At 39.3% G+C, this 15714-nt stretch carries 13 protein-coding genes and 1 CRISPR repeat array (1 of these 14 only partly in view); of the genes, 9 read left to right on the plus strand and 4 right to left on the minus strand.

Translation table 11 applies throughout. The features are described 5' to 3' along the window. Positions 1-810: a CRISPR direct-repeat array (repeat unit 36 nt; unit sequence ATTATAGCACTGCGAAATGAAAAAGGGAGCTACAAC) (it extends 282 nt beyond the left edge of the window). A 67-nt stretch (positions 811-877) separates the two neighbouring features. Next, positions 878-1489 (minus strand): riboflavin synthase, encoded by a 612-nt coding sequence (locus tag PARA_RS09425; RefSeq protein ID WP_014065575.1) that lies wholly within the window; start codon positions 1487-1489, stop codon positions 878-880. 44 nt (positions 1490-1533) lie between these two features. Between PARA_RS09425 and PARA_RS09430 the strand changes: the two genes are divergently transcribed. Continuing rightward, positions 1534-2931 carry an MATE family efflux transporter gene (locus PARA_RS09430; RefSeq protein WP_014065576.1) on the plus strand — a complete coding sequence of 466 codons (1398 nt, stop codon included), beginning with the start codon at positions 1534-1536 and terminating at the stop codon, positions 2929-2931. Between the two features lie 39 nt (positions 2932-2970). Here PARA_RS09430 and rng read toward each other — a convergent pair whose 3' ends face one another. Then, positions 2971-4446 (minus strand): ribonuclease G, encoded by a 1476-nt coding sequence (rng, locus tag PARA_RS09435; protein ID WP_014065577.1) that lies wholly within the window; start codon positions 4444-4446, stop codon positions 2971-2973. 117 nt (positions 4447-4563) lie between these two features. On the opposite strand from rng, the gene putP reads away from it, so the two are divergent. From putP to PARA_RS09455, 4 genes are all read left to right on the plus strand, one after another. Then, positions 4564-6078, plus strand: a complete 1515-nt coding sequence (gene putP / locus PARA_RS09440) for a sodium/proline symporter PutP (RefSeq protein WP_014065578.1) — start codon at positions 4564-4566, stop codon at positions 6076-6078. Next, positions 6078-7043 (plus strand): tRNA 5-methoxyuridine(34)/uridine 5-oxyacetic acid(34) synthase CmoB, encoded by a 966-nt coding sequence (gene cmoB / locus PARA_RS09445; protein WP_014065579.1) that lies wholly within the window; start codon positions 6078-6080, stop codon positions 7041-7043. The genes putP and cmoB overlap by 1 nt, the downstream gene beginning before the upstream one ends. Before the next feature lie 114 nt (positions 7044-7157). Beyond that, positions 7158-7970 carry a hypothetical protein gene (locus PARA_RS09450; RefSeq protein WP_014065580.1) on the plus strand — a complete coding sequence of 271 codons (813 nt, stop codon included), beginning with the start codon at positions 7158-7160 and terminating at the stop codon, positions 7968-7970. A gap of 116 nt (positions 7971-8086) precedes the next feature. Further along, on the plus strand, positions 8087-8485 hold the full coding sequence (locus tag PARA_RS09455) for an ankyrin repeat domain-containing protein (RefSeq protein ID WP_197534113.1): 399 nt from the start codon (positions 8087-8089) through the stop codon (positions 8483-8485). A 50-nt stretch (positions 8486-8535) separates the two neighbouring features. On the opposite strand, the gene rlmM is transcribed toward PARA_RS09455, so the two are convergent. After that, positions 8536-9624: a 23S rRNA (cytidine(2498)-2'-O)-methyltransferase RlmM gene (rlmM, locus tag PARA_RS09460; RefSeq protein WP_014065582.1), complete on the minus strand. Its 1089-nt coding sequence runs from the start codon at positions 9622-9624 to the stop codon at positions 8536-8538. Next, a complete protein-coding gene (locus PARA_RS09465) occupies positions 9617-10510 on the minus strand; it encodes a transcriptional regulator GcvA (RefSeq protein ID WP_014065583.1) in 894 nt (297 codons plus the stop codon). Before PARA_RS09465 ends, rlmM begins: the two co-directional genes overlap by 8 nt. 481 nt (positions 10511-10991) lie before the next feature. Between PARA_RS09465 and PARA_RS09470 the strand changes: the two genes are divergently transcribed. The 4 genes from PARA_RS09470 (at position 10992) to PARA_RS09485 (ending at position 15677) form a co-directional block, all read left to right on the plus strand. Further along, positions 10992-12023, plus strand: coding sequence for a branched-chain amino acid aminotransferase (locus PARA_RS09470; protein WP_014065584.1), 1032 nt, complete (start codon positions 10992-10994; stop codon positions 12021-12023). A 266-nt stretch (positions 12024-12289) separates the two neighbouring features. Further along, positions 12290-12556 carry an oxaloacetate decarboxylase subunit gamma gene (locus tag PARA_RS09475; protein WP_041918282.1) on the plus strand — a complete coding sequence of 89 codons (267 nt, stop codon included), beginning with the start codon at positions 12290-12292 and terminating at the stop codon, positions 12554-12556. A 15-nt stretch (positions 12557-12571) separates the two neighbouring features. Beyond that, positions 12572-14362, plus strand: coding sequence for a sodium-extruding oxaloacetate decarboxylase subunit alpha (gene oadA, locus PARA_RS09480; RefSeq protein WP_014065586.1), 1791 nt, complete (start codon positions 12572-12574; stop codon positions 14360-14362). Positions 14363-14372: 10 nt separating this feature from the next. After that, complete coding sequence (locus PARA_RS09485) at positions 14373-15677, plus strand: sodium ion-translocating decarboxylase subunit beta (protein WP_014065587.1); 1305 nt, start codon at positions 14373-14375, stop codon at positions 15675-15677. The last annotated feature ends 37 nt before the right edge of the window (positions 15678-15714 follow it).

The raw sequence follows: 15714 nt of genomic DNA on the forward strand, positions 1-15714 counted from the left end.
GAAAAAGGGAGCTACAACTTTCAGCCGAGCTGCATCAATATCTAATTGATTATAGCACTGCGAAATGAAAAAGGGAGCTACAACTTTCTTGTTGTTCTAATGTTTTATGTTTTTATTATAGCACTGCGAAATGAAAAAGGGAGCTACAACATTTAAGTTTAGCATCTTTCGCAATAGAAAATTATAGCACTGCGAAATGAAAAAGGGAGCTACAACTGAAATGCTAACAAATGTTGGTGCCTTATCATTATAGCACTGCGAAATGAAAAAGGGAGCTACAACCGTAATAGACATTTTGAAGAATCCGAATGTATTATAGCACTGCGAAATGAAAAAGGGAGCTACAACCTGTAACCGTAGCGGTTTTATGCCTGAAAAATTATAGCACTGCGAAATGAAAAAGGGAGCTACAACTGCTCGCTTAGTATTGCCTTGGGATTTTGTATTATAGCACTGCGAAATGAAAAAGGGAGCTACAACAGCAGAACCACCCGAACCAATCGTAGATAAATTATAGCACTGCGAAATGAAAAAGGGAGCTACAACATAAGCTGTGTTCTTTGCTCTCTCGCCTCGATTATAGCACTGCGAAATGAAAAAGGGAGCTACAACACTTCTCGGCTGTTATACAGTCTATCTAAAATTATAGCACTGCGAAATGAAAAAGGGAGCTACAACAAAAATAGTATCTAATTCGATACGTGTAGTATTATAGCACTGCGAAATGAAAAAGGGAGCTACAACTGAGTTAGATCAGGTTAAATTCCAAAGTGAATTATAGCACTGCGAAATGAAAAAGGGAGCTATCCCTTCCTTCGGAGGAATAAAAAGTGCGGTAAAAAACAACATTGTTTTCTACCGCACTTTTTTATTCTCATTAAGCTTTAGCTGCTAAATATCGTTCCACTGTATCCACGATTGCTTGTGTTTGCGGATCAATTTCAATATTCACTAAATCGCCAATTTGGCGTTTACCGATCAGGGTTCTGTGTAAAGTTTCAGGAATTAAATTCACGCAAAATTCATCATCTTTTACTTCACCGATAGTAAGACTGATACCATCAATCGCGATAAATCCTTTCGTAAGGATATATTTCATCACGTCTTTATTGGGTAATTTAAACCAAACCTGACGATTGTTTTCGCTTTCGATAATTTGTGAAACGCTTGCGGTACAATAAACGTGACCCGATAAAATATGCCCGCCAATCTCTGCGCCCATTTGCATTGCACGTTCGATATTCACAAAATCTCCTGCTTTTAAGCTACCGAGATTGGTGATACGCAAGGTTTCCTGCATTAGGTCAAAGCTCACAAGATCGTCATGAATTTCAGTTACTGTTAAGCACACACCGTTATTCGCCACGGATGCACCGATTTCTAAGCCTTTTCGCATTTCAGCTGGTAATTTTACGATCTGTGTTCTAAAATTATCACTGTCTTTAATTGCATAAATTTGGGCGATGCCCTGTACAATACCTGTAAACATTATTATTCCTTCATTAAAAATTTTTCCAATATTATAGCAAATTTATGAATTCTCGTCTTTTTTCTCAATACCGTATTGATATTCAAAAACTTATCCGAATTGCGACACCTATCGGGCTTGCCCAGTTAGCTCAAACTGGCATGGGTACCGTGGATGTGATTATGGCAGGACGTGTGAGCTCGGCTGATGTAGGCGGTGTCGGTATTGGTGCCTCTATTTGGCTACCTTTGGTGCTTTTCGGACAGGGTTTATTACTCGCCTTACCACCAACAATTTCCTATTTAAATGGTTCAGGGCAGCGCCATCGCATTGCTCACCAAGTAAGACAAGGTCTTTGGATTTCATTTTTAGTGATGATTCCCCTTGCACTGATCATCTATCATAATGATTTCATATTACAGTTTATGAATATGGATGCCCACATGGCTGATGTGACGATGAACTATTTGCGTGCGATGGTGTGGGGCTTGCCTGCCTATTTATTGCTGATTAATTTCCGCTGTTTGAATGATGGCATTGCTAAAACAAAACCTGCCATGGTGATTACCTTCATGGGGTTAATGCTAAACATTCCGCTGAATTATATGTTTATTTACGGCAAATTTGGTGCGCCTGCATTAGGTGGTGTCGGTTGTGGTGTAGCAACGGCTATTGTCAACTGGGCAATGGCAATCTTGATGATTACCTATTCTGCCAAAAACTATAATGAACGTAGTTTGAAAGTCTTTGAAAAGATTATTGAAAAGCCAGATATCAAAACACTGAAAAAATTGACCGCACTTGGTTTGCCTATTGCCATTGCTCTGTGCAGTGAAGTCTCACTGTTTGCCTTAAGTAGTTTATTACTTTCCCCATTAGGTGCAGATGTGGTCGCCAGCCACCAAATTGCCTTAAATACTAGTGCCGTAGCCTTTATGTTCCCCATGTCTATTGCCATGGCTGCCACCATTTTAGTGGCGCAAGAACTGGGTAATCATGCACCGCAAAAAGCCAAAATTATGGCTCACGCGGCTATTATTCTTGGCTTGATTGCGGCAAGTGTATTGGCGTTGGTGATTTGGGTATTTAGTGCAGAGATTGCCGCATTAATTGTTGGCGATAATGCTACCGTTATTGCCCTTTCTGGCAGCTTATTAGCGATGGCGGCGATTTATCAATTTTCAGATTCAGTGCAAGTCGTCGTGAGCGGTATTTTACGTGGCTATAAAGACACTAAAATTATTCTCTACATCACATTACTTGCCTATTGGGGCGTAGGTATCCCTGTTGGTTATATTCTTTCCCGCACGGATTGGATTGTTCCAAGCATCGGTGCAAAAGGCTTCTGGGTTGCGTTTATCATTGCATTAACTATTGCTGCTGCTTTACTCTTTATACGTATGCGAAAAATCCAATCACAATCTGATGAAGCCATTATTCAACAATTAGAAAGATTGAAGTAGTTAAAAAAGTGCGGTCTATTTTGACCGCACTTTTGTCTTTTACATCACCACCACATCAAATTGTTCTTGGTTGTAGTACTGTTCTGTTTTGACTTGAACCTGTTTGCTGATGAACATTTCAATCTCTGGCAATAAACCATGCGATTCTTCTTTGATTAAGTAATCCGCTACGGCTGGAGAGGCATAAACCACAAATTGTTCACTCGAGAATAAGTGATTAACGCGAATAATCTCACGCATAATTTCATAACATACCGTTTCGACGGTTTTCACGCGTCCACGACCTTGGCAAGTTGGGCATTCATCACATAAAACGTGCTCTAAACTTTCGCGAGTGCGTTTACGGGTCATTTCCACTAAACCAAGTTGAGTAAAACCATTCACATTGGTTTTCACGCGATCTTTTGATAGCGCCTCTTCCAAGGATTCAATCACGCGATTGCGATGCTCATCGGTTTGCATATCAATAAAATCAATAATGATAATTCCGCCTAAATTACGCAGTTGTAGTTGCTGTGCAATGGCTTTAGTGGCTTCAATATTAGTGTTAAAAATCGTTTCATCTAAATTTCGATGACCAACGAATGCACCGGTATTGATATCAATGGTTGTCATGGCTTCGGTTTGCTCAATGATAAGATAGCCACCCGATTTTAAATTCACGCGTTTTTCAAGTGCATTTTGAATGCCTCGTTCTACGCCATAAATATCAAAGATCGGCTGATTTCCCGTATAAAGCATTAATTTTTCACTTAACTCAGGCATAAATTCATCGGTAAATTCTTTGACTTCGTTAAAACAAAGTTTGGAATCGATATGAATTTTCTCTAAATTGGCACCGATAAAATCACGCAAAATACGTTGCGGCAATGCGGGTTCGCCATAAATTTTAGAACGGGTTGGATATTTGCCTTTACGTTCAAGTACTTTACGCCATAAACGTTTTAAAAATTCTGCATCTTGGCGTAACTCTTCTTCCGTTGCCCCTTCGGTGGCTGTACGAATAATAAAACCGCCTAACTCATCACAAAAAGGCTCAACAAGCGCTTTTAGTCTTGCGCGCTCTTCTTCACTTTCAATACGTTGCGACACACCAACATGGCTATTTTCTGGCATAAAGACAAGATAACGAGAAGGCAATGTAATATCAGTGGTTAATCTTGCACCTTTGGTGCCTAAAGGATCTTTTACCACTTGCACTACGATATCTTGCCCTTCGCGTACGAGCTCAGAAATGGTTTTTGCACGGAATTGCTTTTGTTCGTTCACATCTACACACTCGGTATGTGAAACAATATCGGAAGCGTGTAAAAATGCGGCTTTTTCTAAACCGATATCCACAAATGCGGACTGCATCCCCGGTAAAACTCGGGTTACTCGCCCTTTATAAATATTCCCCACGATGCCACGTTTGGCTTGACGTTCAATGTGAACTTCTTTTAAAACGCCCGTTTCCACCAACGCAACGCGGGTTTCATTGGGCGTAACATTCATTAATAATTCAACAGAATTCATTTTTTCGACCTTAGTTTTAATGATATAAGTCTATCGAAAAGGGAAATAGAATAATAGCCCTAAATAAGGTAAAATATGACCTTTCTCAAATTTTCATGACTTATTTTGGGGCATTTAATGTTTGGTTTAGACCCAACACTTATTACTTTTAGTATTTATATTTTCGGCATGATTTTAATCGGCGTTCTTGCCTATTATTATACAAACAATTTATCCGATTACATTTTAGGTGGCCGTAAACTCGGAAGTTTTGTGACAGCCATGTCTGCGGGTGCATCCGATATGTCAGGCTGGCTATTAATGGGCTTGCCAGGTGCAGTATATGTATCTGGTTTAGTAGAAGGTTGGATAGCTATTGGTTTAATCCTCGGGGCTTATTTTAACTGGTTACTCGTGGCGGGTCGTTTACGGATCTATACCGAATTTAACAACAATGCGCTCACATTACCGGAATATTTCCATCATCGTTTTGGTACATCACACAATCTCTTAAAAATTGTTTCAGCGACAATCATCTTAGCATTCTTCACTATTTATTGTGCTTCAGGTGTGGTTGCGGGTGCGAAATTATTCCAAAACCTGTTTTCTATCGAATACTCTACGGCGATTTGGTACGGCGCATTAGCGACGATTATTTATACCTTTATTGGTGGATTCTTAGCGGTAAGTTGGACGGATACTATTCAAGCTACATTGATGATTTTTGCCTTAATCTTAACGCCGTTATTCATCTTTTTAAGTTTGGGTGATGCATCACAATTTACGGAAGTACTCCATCAAGCGGAAATTGCCGCAAGTAAAGACTTCACTGATTTATTCATGGCAACCACGCCATTAGGTTTATTAAGTTTAGCGGCTTGGGGCTTAGGTTATTTTGGTCAGCCACATATTCTGGCTCGATTTATGGCAGCTTATTCGGTGAAATCATTAATCAAAGCACGCCGCATCAGTATGACATGGATGGTAATTTGCCTCGCAGGTGCAATTGGTATTGGTTTCTTCGGTATCCCTTATTTCTTTGCAAATCCTGGTGTTGCGAGCGTAGTAAATAATGAACCAGAACAAGTGTTTATTGAACTGGCTAAATTGCTCTTTAATCCATGGATTGCAGGTATTCTACTCTCTGCGATCTTGGCGGCTGTAATGAGTACACTTTCCGCACAATTATTAATTTCTTCTAGCTCTATTACTGAAGATTTTTATAAAGGTTTTATTCGTCCAAAAGCGCCAGAAAAAGAATTAGTGTGGTTAGGCCGTGCAATGGTTTTAGTTATTGCCGCTATCGCCATTTGGATTGCACAAGATGAAAACAGCAAAGTATTAAAACTCGTTGAATTTGCGTGGGCAGGATTTGGTTCAGCATTTGGTCCTGTGGTGCTTTTCTCCTTATTCTGGAAACGTATGAGTTCTTCTGCAGCTTTAATTGGAATGATTGTGGGGGCTACCGTCGTATTTTCTTGGAAATATGTGATTCCTAAAACCAGTGAGTGGTTTAACGTCTATGAAATGATCCCAGGTTTTACGCTTGCTAGCCTGGCAATTATTGTGGTTTCTCTCATTTCTTCAGAACCGGAAAATGAAGTCAAAGAAACCTTTGAGAAAGCAGAAAAAGCTTATAAGGAAGCAAAATAATGATTGATTTCCGTCCTTTTTATCAGCAAATTGCTACTACAAATTTATCTGCTTGGCTAGAAACATTACCCTTGCAGTTAAAAGAATGGGAAAAACAAACCCATGGTGATTATGCAAAATGGTCAAAAATCGTGGACTTTCTCCCTGATTTGCAGGCAGATACCATCGATTTAAAAAATGCGGTGAAATCTGACCGCACTTCCCCACTTTCAGAGGGCGAAAAACAACGCATTATCCATCATTTGAAGCAATTGATGCCATGGCGAAAAGGACCTTATCATTTATTTGATATTCACGTGGATTGCGAATGGCGTTCTGATTTCAAATGGGATCGTGTTTTGCCTCATCTTGCACCATTAAAAGATCGTACCATTTTAGATGTGGGCTGCGGTAGCGGCTACCATATGTGGCGAATGGTTGGTGAAGGCGCAAAAATGGTCGTTGGTATTGATCCTACCGAGCTTTTCCTTTGCCAATTTGAAGCGGTTCGAAAATTACTAAATAACGATCGTCGAGCTAACTTAATCCCATTAGGTATTGAAGAAATGCAACCACTTGCGGCATTTGATACCGTGTTCTCAATGGGCGTGCTTTATCATCGTAAATCACCGCTTGATCATCTCACTCAACTAAAAAATCAATTAGTAAAAGGTGGCGAATTGGTGTTAGAAACCTTAGTGGTTGATGGTGATGCCAATACAGTCTTAGTGCCATCAGATCGCTATGCAAAAATGAAGAACGTGTATTTTATTCCTTCTGTTGCGGCACTCATTAATTGGTTAGAAAAAGTCGGCTTTACTAATGTGCGTTGTGTGGATGTCGCCACCACAACATTAGAAGAACAGCGTAAAACGGATTGGTTAGAAAATGAAAGTTTGATTGATTTCTTAGATCCAAACGATCACAGTAAAACCATCGAAGGCTATCAAGCCCCAACTCGCGCAGTGATTTTAGCCAATAAATAATTGTTTAAAAAAAAGAGCGGTCAAAAAATTCAATGTTTTTTTGACCGCTCTTTGCTTTTCTATTTAAGGCTGTTACTCTAAGTAATGATAAAGATAAATGTACCAGGAAATGACATGGTAAGCGAAAAATTTTCAAATTTTGATGCTTTTTTAGCATGTAAAAATTTATCAAAGACAGAATTATTGAACAAAGTACTAAATTCTAATCCTGTTTTTCAATATGAAGCAGCCCGAAAACTACAATTTTTTCAGTATAATGAAATTAGAGATATAATTAAGAATATTCTTTTAGCCAGTCGATATAGCCGACACAGAGAAATTGCAGTTTTTATCTTGGGGCAAATACAGGTACAGCTTAATGATGTTGAACTAAATGAGATTTTATCTATATTAGTTTATTCTATTTGTCATGATAAAAGTATAAGTGTAAAGTCATCAGCAATATTTTCCTTGGGGCATCTATTTCGACATTATAATTTAGGAGAAAAAGAGTTTTACGAAATAGAAAAGGATATTAATTTAATTTGGGATATAAATAGATATTCTATCATTTTAGCTGTTGCATTTAGTTCGGCATACTTCCCACACAGAAACTATATAAAAAAATACCTAATAAAAAACTTAAATAGCAAAAAATCACAAATTATTTCATGGATTTTATATTCATTAAGAGAAAAACACTATAAATCAAAATCAATTGAGTTACTATTAATTAACAGACTAAATCAAACCAATATAAATTCTTACATATACAATGAGATAATTGCATTCTTGATTTCAATTAACTCTGTGATAGTTATACCTTATATTGAAAACATGCTATTAACTCAAAATAGCGTTGACAATGAAATTTATCTAGCGCTTAAAAATAATTCATCAAAAAATCTTACAAAATTAAGAAAAATGATGCTAGAAAAATTTGAATAATCATTAATTAGTTGTGACCTCAACAAACTATCAAAATTACGAATAGCATTGACATTAAAACGATGGGTAAAGCCGGATTTATCCTACTTTGACCTGATTAGATAATTTAGAGAACAATGATGAATGACGATTTAACAAAACTTTTTTTTAAATATCAAGATCACCCAACTTTTTTCAGTTACTCTCCTATTACTTCCGTACATGATTTAGGATGCATGGGTGAAACATTATTAAACTTAGCAGTTAACTCTCAAAATAAAAAAGATGTTATCTTATTAATAGAAAATGGCGCAAATGTGAATCAACAAGGTGAGCTGAACTTTACTCCAATTCAAAATGCCTGTTTTTATGGAAATCTTGATATTATTGAAGTTCTTTTAGAGAATGGCGCCAAGCCAAACATAAAAAATGAATTCGGATATGATGCGTACCATTATGCAACAGAAGAACATCATGATAAAAAAAGAGCTAAGGAAATAATGAGCTTACTAAAAAGTTATAAATATTATAGATAGCATACTCAATATTAAACGGAGACAGTCCTAGATATCTAGGACTATCTCTTCTATTTTAAGGCAATATGCACTGTAATCTCTTCGCGATCGTGATACAAATGTTTTGCTTGAATATCAAATTCCAGTTCTTTTTCTGCCAACATCACTGCAAGATTTTCTAAGCACAACATCACTTCTTGATAACGTTTTTTCATTGGCAATTTCAAGTTGAAAATGGTTTCTCGACACCAGCCGTTAATTAACCATTTTCCAATTAAATTGGCTATGCGGCTTGGTTGCTCCACCATGTCACACACAAGCCAATCGATATGCTTACGTTTTGGTGGTTGGAATTTAAATCCATCTTCTGGGCAGTGTTCTATTCTACCAGAATCATGCAAACTAGCTGCCATTTTGCCGTGATCAACCGCATACACAAATAAACCACGTTTCACTAATTGATAGGTCCAACCGCCAGGGCATGCACCGAGATCAACGCCAACCATATTTTCATTTAAGCGTTTACTTTCTTCATTTCGAGGAATAAAGGTTAAAATCGCTTCTTCCAATTTTAAAGTTGAACGGCTTGGAGCATCCGCAGGGAATTTTAAACGTGGGATACCCATAAAATGCGTAGAGTTATTACCAAGATAGGAATACCCTACATAGCAACAATTCGGCTGCGTGAAAAAACAATGCAAAATCTGACCGCGCTTTGCATTCGGTTTGCCTTGTAACCAACCTTTCTTTTTCAACGCTTGGCGCAACGGCACGGTAAATTTTCGGCAAAATGTCGAAAGCTCTTTGGCTTCATTAGTATCTGCTGTTTCAACAAACAGCTCTACCGCTTGCTTAAGATTAATCTCTTCTGCAATGCGTTCATATTGAGCCTGAATTGGCGAGATACGATCTTGAGGATCGAGATTTTCTAAGAGATCTGAAACAACGATCATTTGACGCGCAAAAATTAAGCGATTAAAAGGGATTTCTCGTGCTAAACGATCCGCATCGCCCGGTTGATAACATTCAAAAATGACATAGCCGCTATTTTCAATTACACGCGCAAAACCAAATACGCCACGCTCAGAGGCTCGGTCGGTAATTTCTGCGGCGACTTCTTTTTCAAAGCCAATTCGACAATATAAGGCTAATTTATTCATATTTTCCTAATTTAATTGAATCTTTAATCCATGTTCTAAAGGCTTGAATTTGTTCATCATCTAAACGATCTAAATGATTGACCACATAGAATGATTTTGGATCCCGCAATTCGGTCGGTAACACAATTTGCAGATGACCGTTTTCAATTTCTTGCTGAGCTAAAATACGATTAGCTAACGCAATGCCCTGCCCATGAACGGCAGCTTGCAATGCCATAAAGGTGTGGCTAAATAATGGGCCTTGCTGAATATTCAAATCATCTAATTTGAGATAATCCGCCATCGCTTGCCAGTTATCTCGAGTATGCGTATGAATCAGCGTATGCTTTTTCAAATCATCAGGGCAACGCACCGGCGTTTTCTCAAGCAATGAAGGTGCAGCTAAAATCACGAGGTTTTCTTCGCCTAAACGATCAACCTGTAAGTTCTCCCAATCACCTTTGCCATAATAAATGGCAATATCAATTTCTTTATTCAATAAACCTTCATCTTGATCGACGCCCTTCAAGCGTACTTCAATTTCAGGGTGTTGCTTATTAAAATCACTCAAATGTGGCACAAGCCATTGAATACCAAAGGTTTGTGGCACGCTAATGGCCAAATGAGGTTCAGCTTTAAGCGTTAATAAACGTTCAGTCGCTTCATTCAATTTTCGTAACACTTTATTAATATCAACAAAATAGGCTTTCCCAAATTCAGTCAATTCGAGCGAACGATTTTTACGAATAAAAAGATCGACACCTAAAAAATCTTCTAATAATTTTATTTGATGGCTCACAGCAGCTTGTGTCACAAAAAGTTCATCCGCTGCTTTTGTGAAGCTTAAATGTCGCGCGGCAGACTCAAAAGACTTCAATGAATTAAGGGGAGGCAAACGTTTATACATAATTCTTCCCAACGGCTAATTTTTAGTTTATAATGGTTAAGATTTATATCGGATTAGTTTTTTTTATGCATCAAATAAAAAAACATCATTTGTCCTTTCACAACCTTCTACCTACAATACCCTCATACTTAATGATTGGTAATTCCTTACAAGTTAATGAGTTTCAGACTTAAGTATGATGTTGTGTTTGCATATAGTTCGGTTCTCCGAACTGGAGTAACAGTTAAGTTACTCATTTACTTCCTGTATATATTAAACCATTCTGGTTAAGCGCTGCTCATTTCGAGCGGCGTTTTTTTATTCCCGCATTCTAACATAAGCAAAATTTTATTTCCTGACCAACTTCACAAATTTAAAAATCCAATAAAAATTTTGAGAAATCACAATATTTTTGTGTTTAAAGGTTTTCATAGTAGCCGTTATGGTGTAGATTAACCGCATTTCCATTCATAAAATTATTTATACAAATTAAGGAAGCAAAATGAAAGACTTAGACTGGAACAATCTTGGATTTAGTTATATCAAAACAGATTATCGTTTCATCGCACATTGGAAAGATGGTAAATGGGATGAAGGGAAACTTACCACTGATAATATGCTACATATCCACGAAGGTTCAACTGCAATTCACTACGGTCAACAATGCTTTGAAGGCTTAAAAGCCTATCGTTGTAAAGACGGTTCAATCAACTTATTCCGTCCTGATCAAAATGCAAAACGCATGCAACATACCTCTGATCGTTTATTAATGCCACAAGTGCCAACAGAGTTATTTATCCGCGCTTGTAAAGAAGTGGTGAAAGCCAACCAAGAATGGTTAGGTCCTTACGGCTCTGGCGCAACATTATATTTACGTCCATTCCTCTTTGGTACTGGCGCGAATATCGGTGTAAAAACCGCACCAGAATTTATTTTCTCTGTATTCTGCTGCCCTGTTGGCGCATACTTCAAAGGTGGTTTAGCACCATCTAACTTCATTACGACTGATTACGACCGTGCTGCACCTATGGGAACCGGTGGTGTAAAAGTGGGTGGTAACTATGCAGCAAGTTTACTTCCTCATGAATTAGCGGCTGAAGCTGGCACACCTGAGCGTAAATTTGCAGATGCGATTTATCTTGATCCAAAAACTCACACGAAAATTGAAGAAGTGGGTGCGGCAAACTTCTTTGGTATCACCAAAGATAATAAATTTATCACTCCTGCATCTGAATCCATTTTACCAAGTATCACCAAATACTCTTTGCTTTATATTGCAAAAGAACGTTTAGGTATGGAAGCAATTGAAGGTGATGTGTATATTGATCAACTCGATCAATTCGCCGAAGCAGGGGCTTGTGGTACTGCTGCAGTAATTACGCCAGTAGGCGGCATTCAACACAAAGGTAAATTCCACGTGTTCTATTCAGAAACTGAAGTGGGCCCTGTTACACGTAAACTTTATAACGAATTAACGGGTATCCAATTCGGTGATATTGAAGCACCTGAAGGTTGGATTGTAAAAGTAGAATAATTTTTGCGTCCTATCAAAAAAGTAAGACTCACGTAATTCAAGGGCTAAGTTCTGTCATCTACAGGGCTTAGTCCTTTTAGTTTTACGTACAGCGATATCCTTTATTAATAATATTTGTCTCACACAAAATATCTTCAAAATTGACCGCACTTTTCCCTTTTTCTTGTGTGCCTATCGTTCAAACTATGATCTGAATCACAGTTTTATTAAAACAAATCGATTAGAATAAAATTGTCTATTTTTTCAAGCAAATAAGGAAGAAAATGATGAGTCCCTCTGAGCTTATAGGCGAAGGAATTAATCTGATGTTTTCAGGGATGGGTTTTGTGTTGGTCTTTTTGCTCATTTTAATTTGGGCGATTGGAATGATGTCTAAACTTATCAATCGATTCTTTCCTGAACCTCAACCCGAACCAAAAACTTCCCAAACTTCAACCGCACTTTCTGCGGCACCTACTGACGATTTTGAGCGTTTACGTCCTGTGATTGCAGCGGCTATCGCACACCATCGCCGTACCCAACAGTTCAAATAATATAAGGATTTTACTATGACTAAAAAAATTAAAATGACAGAACTGGTGCTTCGTGATGCCCACCAATCACTTTTCGCAACTCGCTTGCGTCTTGATGATATGTTGCCAATTGCTCATGAATTAGATGATATCGGCTATTGGTCATTGGAAGCTTGGGGCGGTGCAACATTTGATAGCTGTATTCGCTTTTTAGGTGAAGATCCTTGGGTTCGTTTGCGTGAATTGAAAAAAGCCTGTCCAAAAACCCCATTACAAATGTTATTACGTGGTCAAAACCTATTAGGCTATCGCCACTATGCTGATGATGTGGTAGAACGTTTCGTAGAACGTTGTGTAGCGAATGGTATGGATGTTTTCCGCGTATTCGATGCGCTCAATGACCCGCGCAACATGAAAGCCGCGTTGCAAGCAGTACGTAAATTTGGTGGTCATGCTCAAGGGACTTTAAGTTATACCACCAGCCCTGTACATACTATGCAAACCTGGCTTGATACCACTGAACAATTGCTTGAAATAGGTATCGACAGCTTGGTCATCAAAGACATGTCAGGTATTTTAAATCCAATGGCGGCGGCAGAGTTAGTACGCGAAATCAAAAAACGTTTCGACGTAGAATTGCATTTACACTGCCACTCCACCACTGGTATGGCAGAAATGGCGTTATTAAAAGCGGTTGAAGCAGGTGTAGATGGTATTGATACAGCAATTTCTTCTATGTCAGGTACTTATGGTCACCCTGCAACAGAATCCATGGTCGCTACCTTACAAGGCACTGAATATGACACCGGTTTAGATATTCCTCGTTTGGAAAAAATCTCGGCCTATTTCCGCAATGTACGTAAAAAATACGCTAAATTTGAAGGCCAATTACGTGGTGTCGATAGCCGTATTTTAGTAGCACAAGTGCCAGGCGGCATGCTTACAAACTTAGAAAACCAATTAAAACAACAAAATGCGTCCGATAAATTAGATTTAGTGTTAGAAGAAATCCCACGCGTACGCAAAGACTTAGGCTACATTCCACTCGTTACACCAACCTCTCAAATTGTTGGTACACAGTCGGTTATTAACGTACTTACTGGCGAACGCTACAAAACTATCGCCAAAGAAACTGCTGGTATTTTAAAAGGTGAATATGGTAAAACGCCTGCACCAGTAGATAGTGCGTTGCAAGCTCGAGTATTAGAAGGCGCTGCACCAGTAACAGACCGTCCAGCCGATCACATTGCGCCTGAAATGGCGAAAATTGAAGCTGAAGTTGCAGAACAAGCTAAAGCGAAAGGCGTGAAATTAGCGGACAATGCTGTGGATGATGCCTTAATCGTAGCACTCTTCCCTCAAATTGCGTGGAAATTCTTAGAAAACCGCAACAATCCTGCAGCCTTTGAACCTGCTCCAACTGGTAATGAAAGTGCGGTGGAAAATAAACCAGTTTCTAAAGCTACACCATCTGTTTCTGGCTCCGCTATTTATACCGTGGAATTAGAAGGTAAAGCTTTTGTGGTGAAAGTAAGCGAAGGCGGTGACATCTCTCATGTCGCGACTACAGCTCCTCAAGCTGCGCCACAAGCGACTCCAGCTCCAGCAACGGGTGGTACACCAGTAACAGCGCCGATGGCGGGTAATATTTGGAAAGTTGTTGCAACAGAAGGTCAAACTGTAGCAGCTGGCGATGTATTATTCATTCTCGAAGCCATGAAAATGGAAACCGAAGTGAAAGCTGCACAAGCTGGTACCGTACGCGGCATTTGCGTCAAAGCTGGTGATGCTGTCGCCGTAGGTGATACCGTGATGACCTTAGCATAAGGAATGGTCTATGGAGAGTATTATTGCGTTAATTAAAGGGATGGGCATATTCCATCTGCAATGGGGGCAAGCAGTAATGATCGCTGTGAGCCTGCTGTTGCTATGGCTTGCCATTTCGCGCAAATTTGAACCTTTGCTGTTGCTACCAATTGGTTTCGGCGGATTATTGTCAAATATTCCTGAAGCAGGGTTAGCCATGACAGCATTAGAGAATTTGCTTCATCTCGGCTCACCGGAACAAATTGCGGTAATCGCCGCGCAGTTGGGTGTTTCACCTGATCTTGCTGCAATTAAAACAGCGATGACTTCTGCACCAATATCCGTGATAAATCAATTAGAAGCTTTATCTGTGGATATGGGTTATAGCGCCGGTATTTTGGCTTTGTTCTATAAAGTTGCGATTGGATACGGCATTGCGCCATTGGTCATTTTTATGGGCGTAGGTGCAATGACAGACTTTGGTCCGTTATTAGCCAATCCAAAAACATTGCTACTTGGTGCAGCTGCTCAATTCGGTATTTTCGCTACCGTACTCGGTGCGCTAGCGTTAAATTATTTCGGTATTATCGAATTCACACTGCCTCAAGCTGCCTCTATCGGTATTATCGGTGGTGCGGATGGTCCGACTGCGATTTATCTTACGAGTAAGCTCGCGCCTGAATTGCTTGGTGCTATTGCGGTGGCGGCTTATTCTTATATGGCATTAGTGCCGTTGATTCAACCACCGATTATGAAAGCATTAACCACAGAAGAAGAACGCAAAATCCGCATGACGCAAATGCGCCATGTGAGTAATCGTGAAAAAGTCTTGTTCCCGGTGATTTTGCTGTTGCTCGTTGGTTTACTCTTACCTGATGCAGCCCCATTGCTTGGGATGTTCTGTTTCGGTAATCTCATGCGCGTAAGTGGCGTAGTTGAACGTTTAAGCGATACCACACAAAACGCCTTGATTAACATTGTAACCATTGTGCTTGGCTTGTCTGTAGGCTCTAAACTTATCGCCGATAAATTCCTACAACCGCAAACATTAGGCATTTTAATTCTTGGTGTAATTGCTTTCGGAATCGGTACAGGTAGCGGTGTATTAATGGCAAAATTGATGAATAAATTCAGCAAAAACAAAATTAACCCGCTCATTGGTTCTGCTGGTGTATCTGCCGTTCCTATGGCCGCCCGTGTTTCTAACAAAATCGGATTGGAAGCGGATAACCAAAACTTCCTCCTTATGCACGCGATGGGGCCGAACGTTGCCGGTGTAATTGGCTCGGCGATTGCCGCTGGGGTCATGTTAAAATATGTCGGTACGTTGATGTAAGGTGAAAGATGCTGAAAACACCTAAATAAGGTTCATT

It is taken from the genome of Haemophilus parainfluenzae T3T1, from assembly GCF_000210895.1.
Taxonomy (GTDB): domain Bacteria; phylum Pseudomonadota; class Gammaproteobacteria; order Enterobacterales; family Pasteurellaceae; genus Haemophilus_D; species Haemophilus_D parainfluenzae_A.

Bases quoted from the DNA above. Each gene is read 5' to 3' on its own strand.
- PARA_RS09425 (WP_014065575.1), bottom strand. From the start codon at position 1,489: ATGTTTACAGGTATTGTACAGGGCATCGCCCAAATTTATGCAATTAAA.
- PARA_RS09430 (WP_014065576.1), top strand. From the start codon at position 1,534: ATGAATTCTCGTCTTTTTTCTCAATACCGTATTGATATTCAAAAACTT.
- rng (WP_014065577.1), bottom strand. From the start codon at position 4,446: ATGAATTCTGTTGAATTATTAATGAATGTTACGCCCAATGAAACCCGC.
- putP (WP_014065578.1), top strand. From the start codon at position 4,564: ATGTTTGGTTTAGACCCAACACTTATTACTTTTAGTATTTATATTTTC.
- cmoB (WP_014065579.1), top strand. From the start codon at position 6,078: ATGATTGATTTCCGTCCTTTTTATCAGCAAATTGCTACTACAAATTTA.
- PARA_RS09450 (WP_014065580.1), top strand. From the start codon at position 7,158: ATGGTAAGCGAAAAATTTTCAAATTTTGATGCTTTTTTAGCATGTAAA.
- PARA_RS09455 (WP_197534113.1), top strand. From the start codon at position 8,087: ATGATGAATGACGATTTAACAAAACTTTTTTTTAAATATCAAGATCAC.
- rlmM (WP_014065582.1), bottom strand. From the start codon at position 9,624: ATGAATAAATTAGCCTTATATTGTCGAATTGGCTTTGAAAAAGAAGTC.
- PARA_RS09465 (WP_014065583.1), bottom strand. From the start codon at position 10,510: ATGTATAAACGTTTGCCTCCCCTTAATTCATTGAAGTCTTTTGAGTCT.
- PARA_RS09470 (WP_014065584.1), top strand. From the start codon at position 10,992: ATGAAAGACTTAGACTGGAACAATCTTGGATTTAGTTATATCAAAACA.
- PARA_RS09475 (WP_041918282.1), top strand. From the start codon at position 12,290: ATGAGTCCCTCTGAGCTTATAGGCGAAGGAATTAATCTGATGTTTTCA.
- oadA (WP_014065586.1), top strand. From the start codon at position 12,572: ATGACTAAAAAAATTAAAATGACAGAACTGGTGCTTCGTGATGCCCAC.
- PARA_RS09485 (WP_014065587.1), top strand. From the start codon at position 14,373: ATGGAGAGTATTATTGCGTTAATTAAAGGGATGGGCATATTCCATCTG.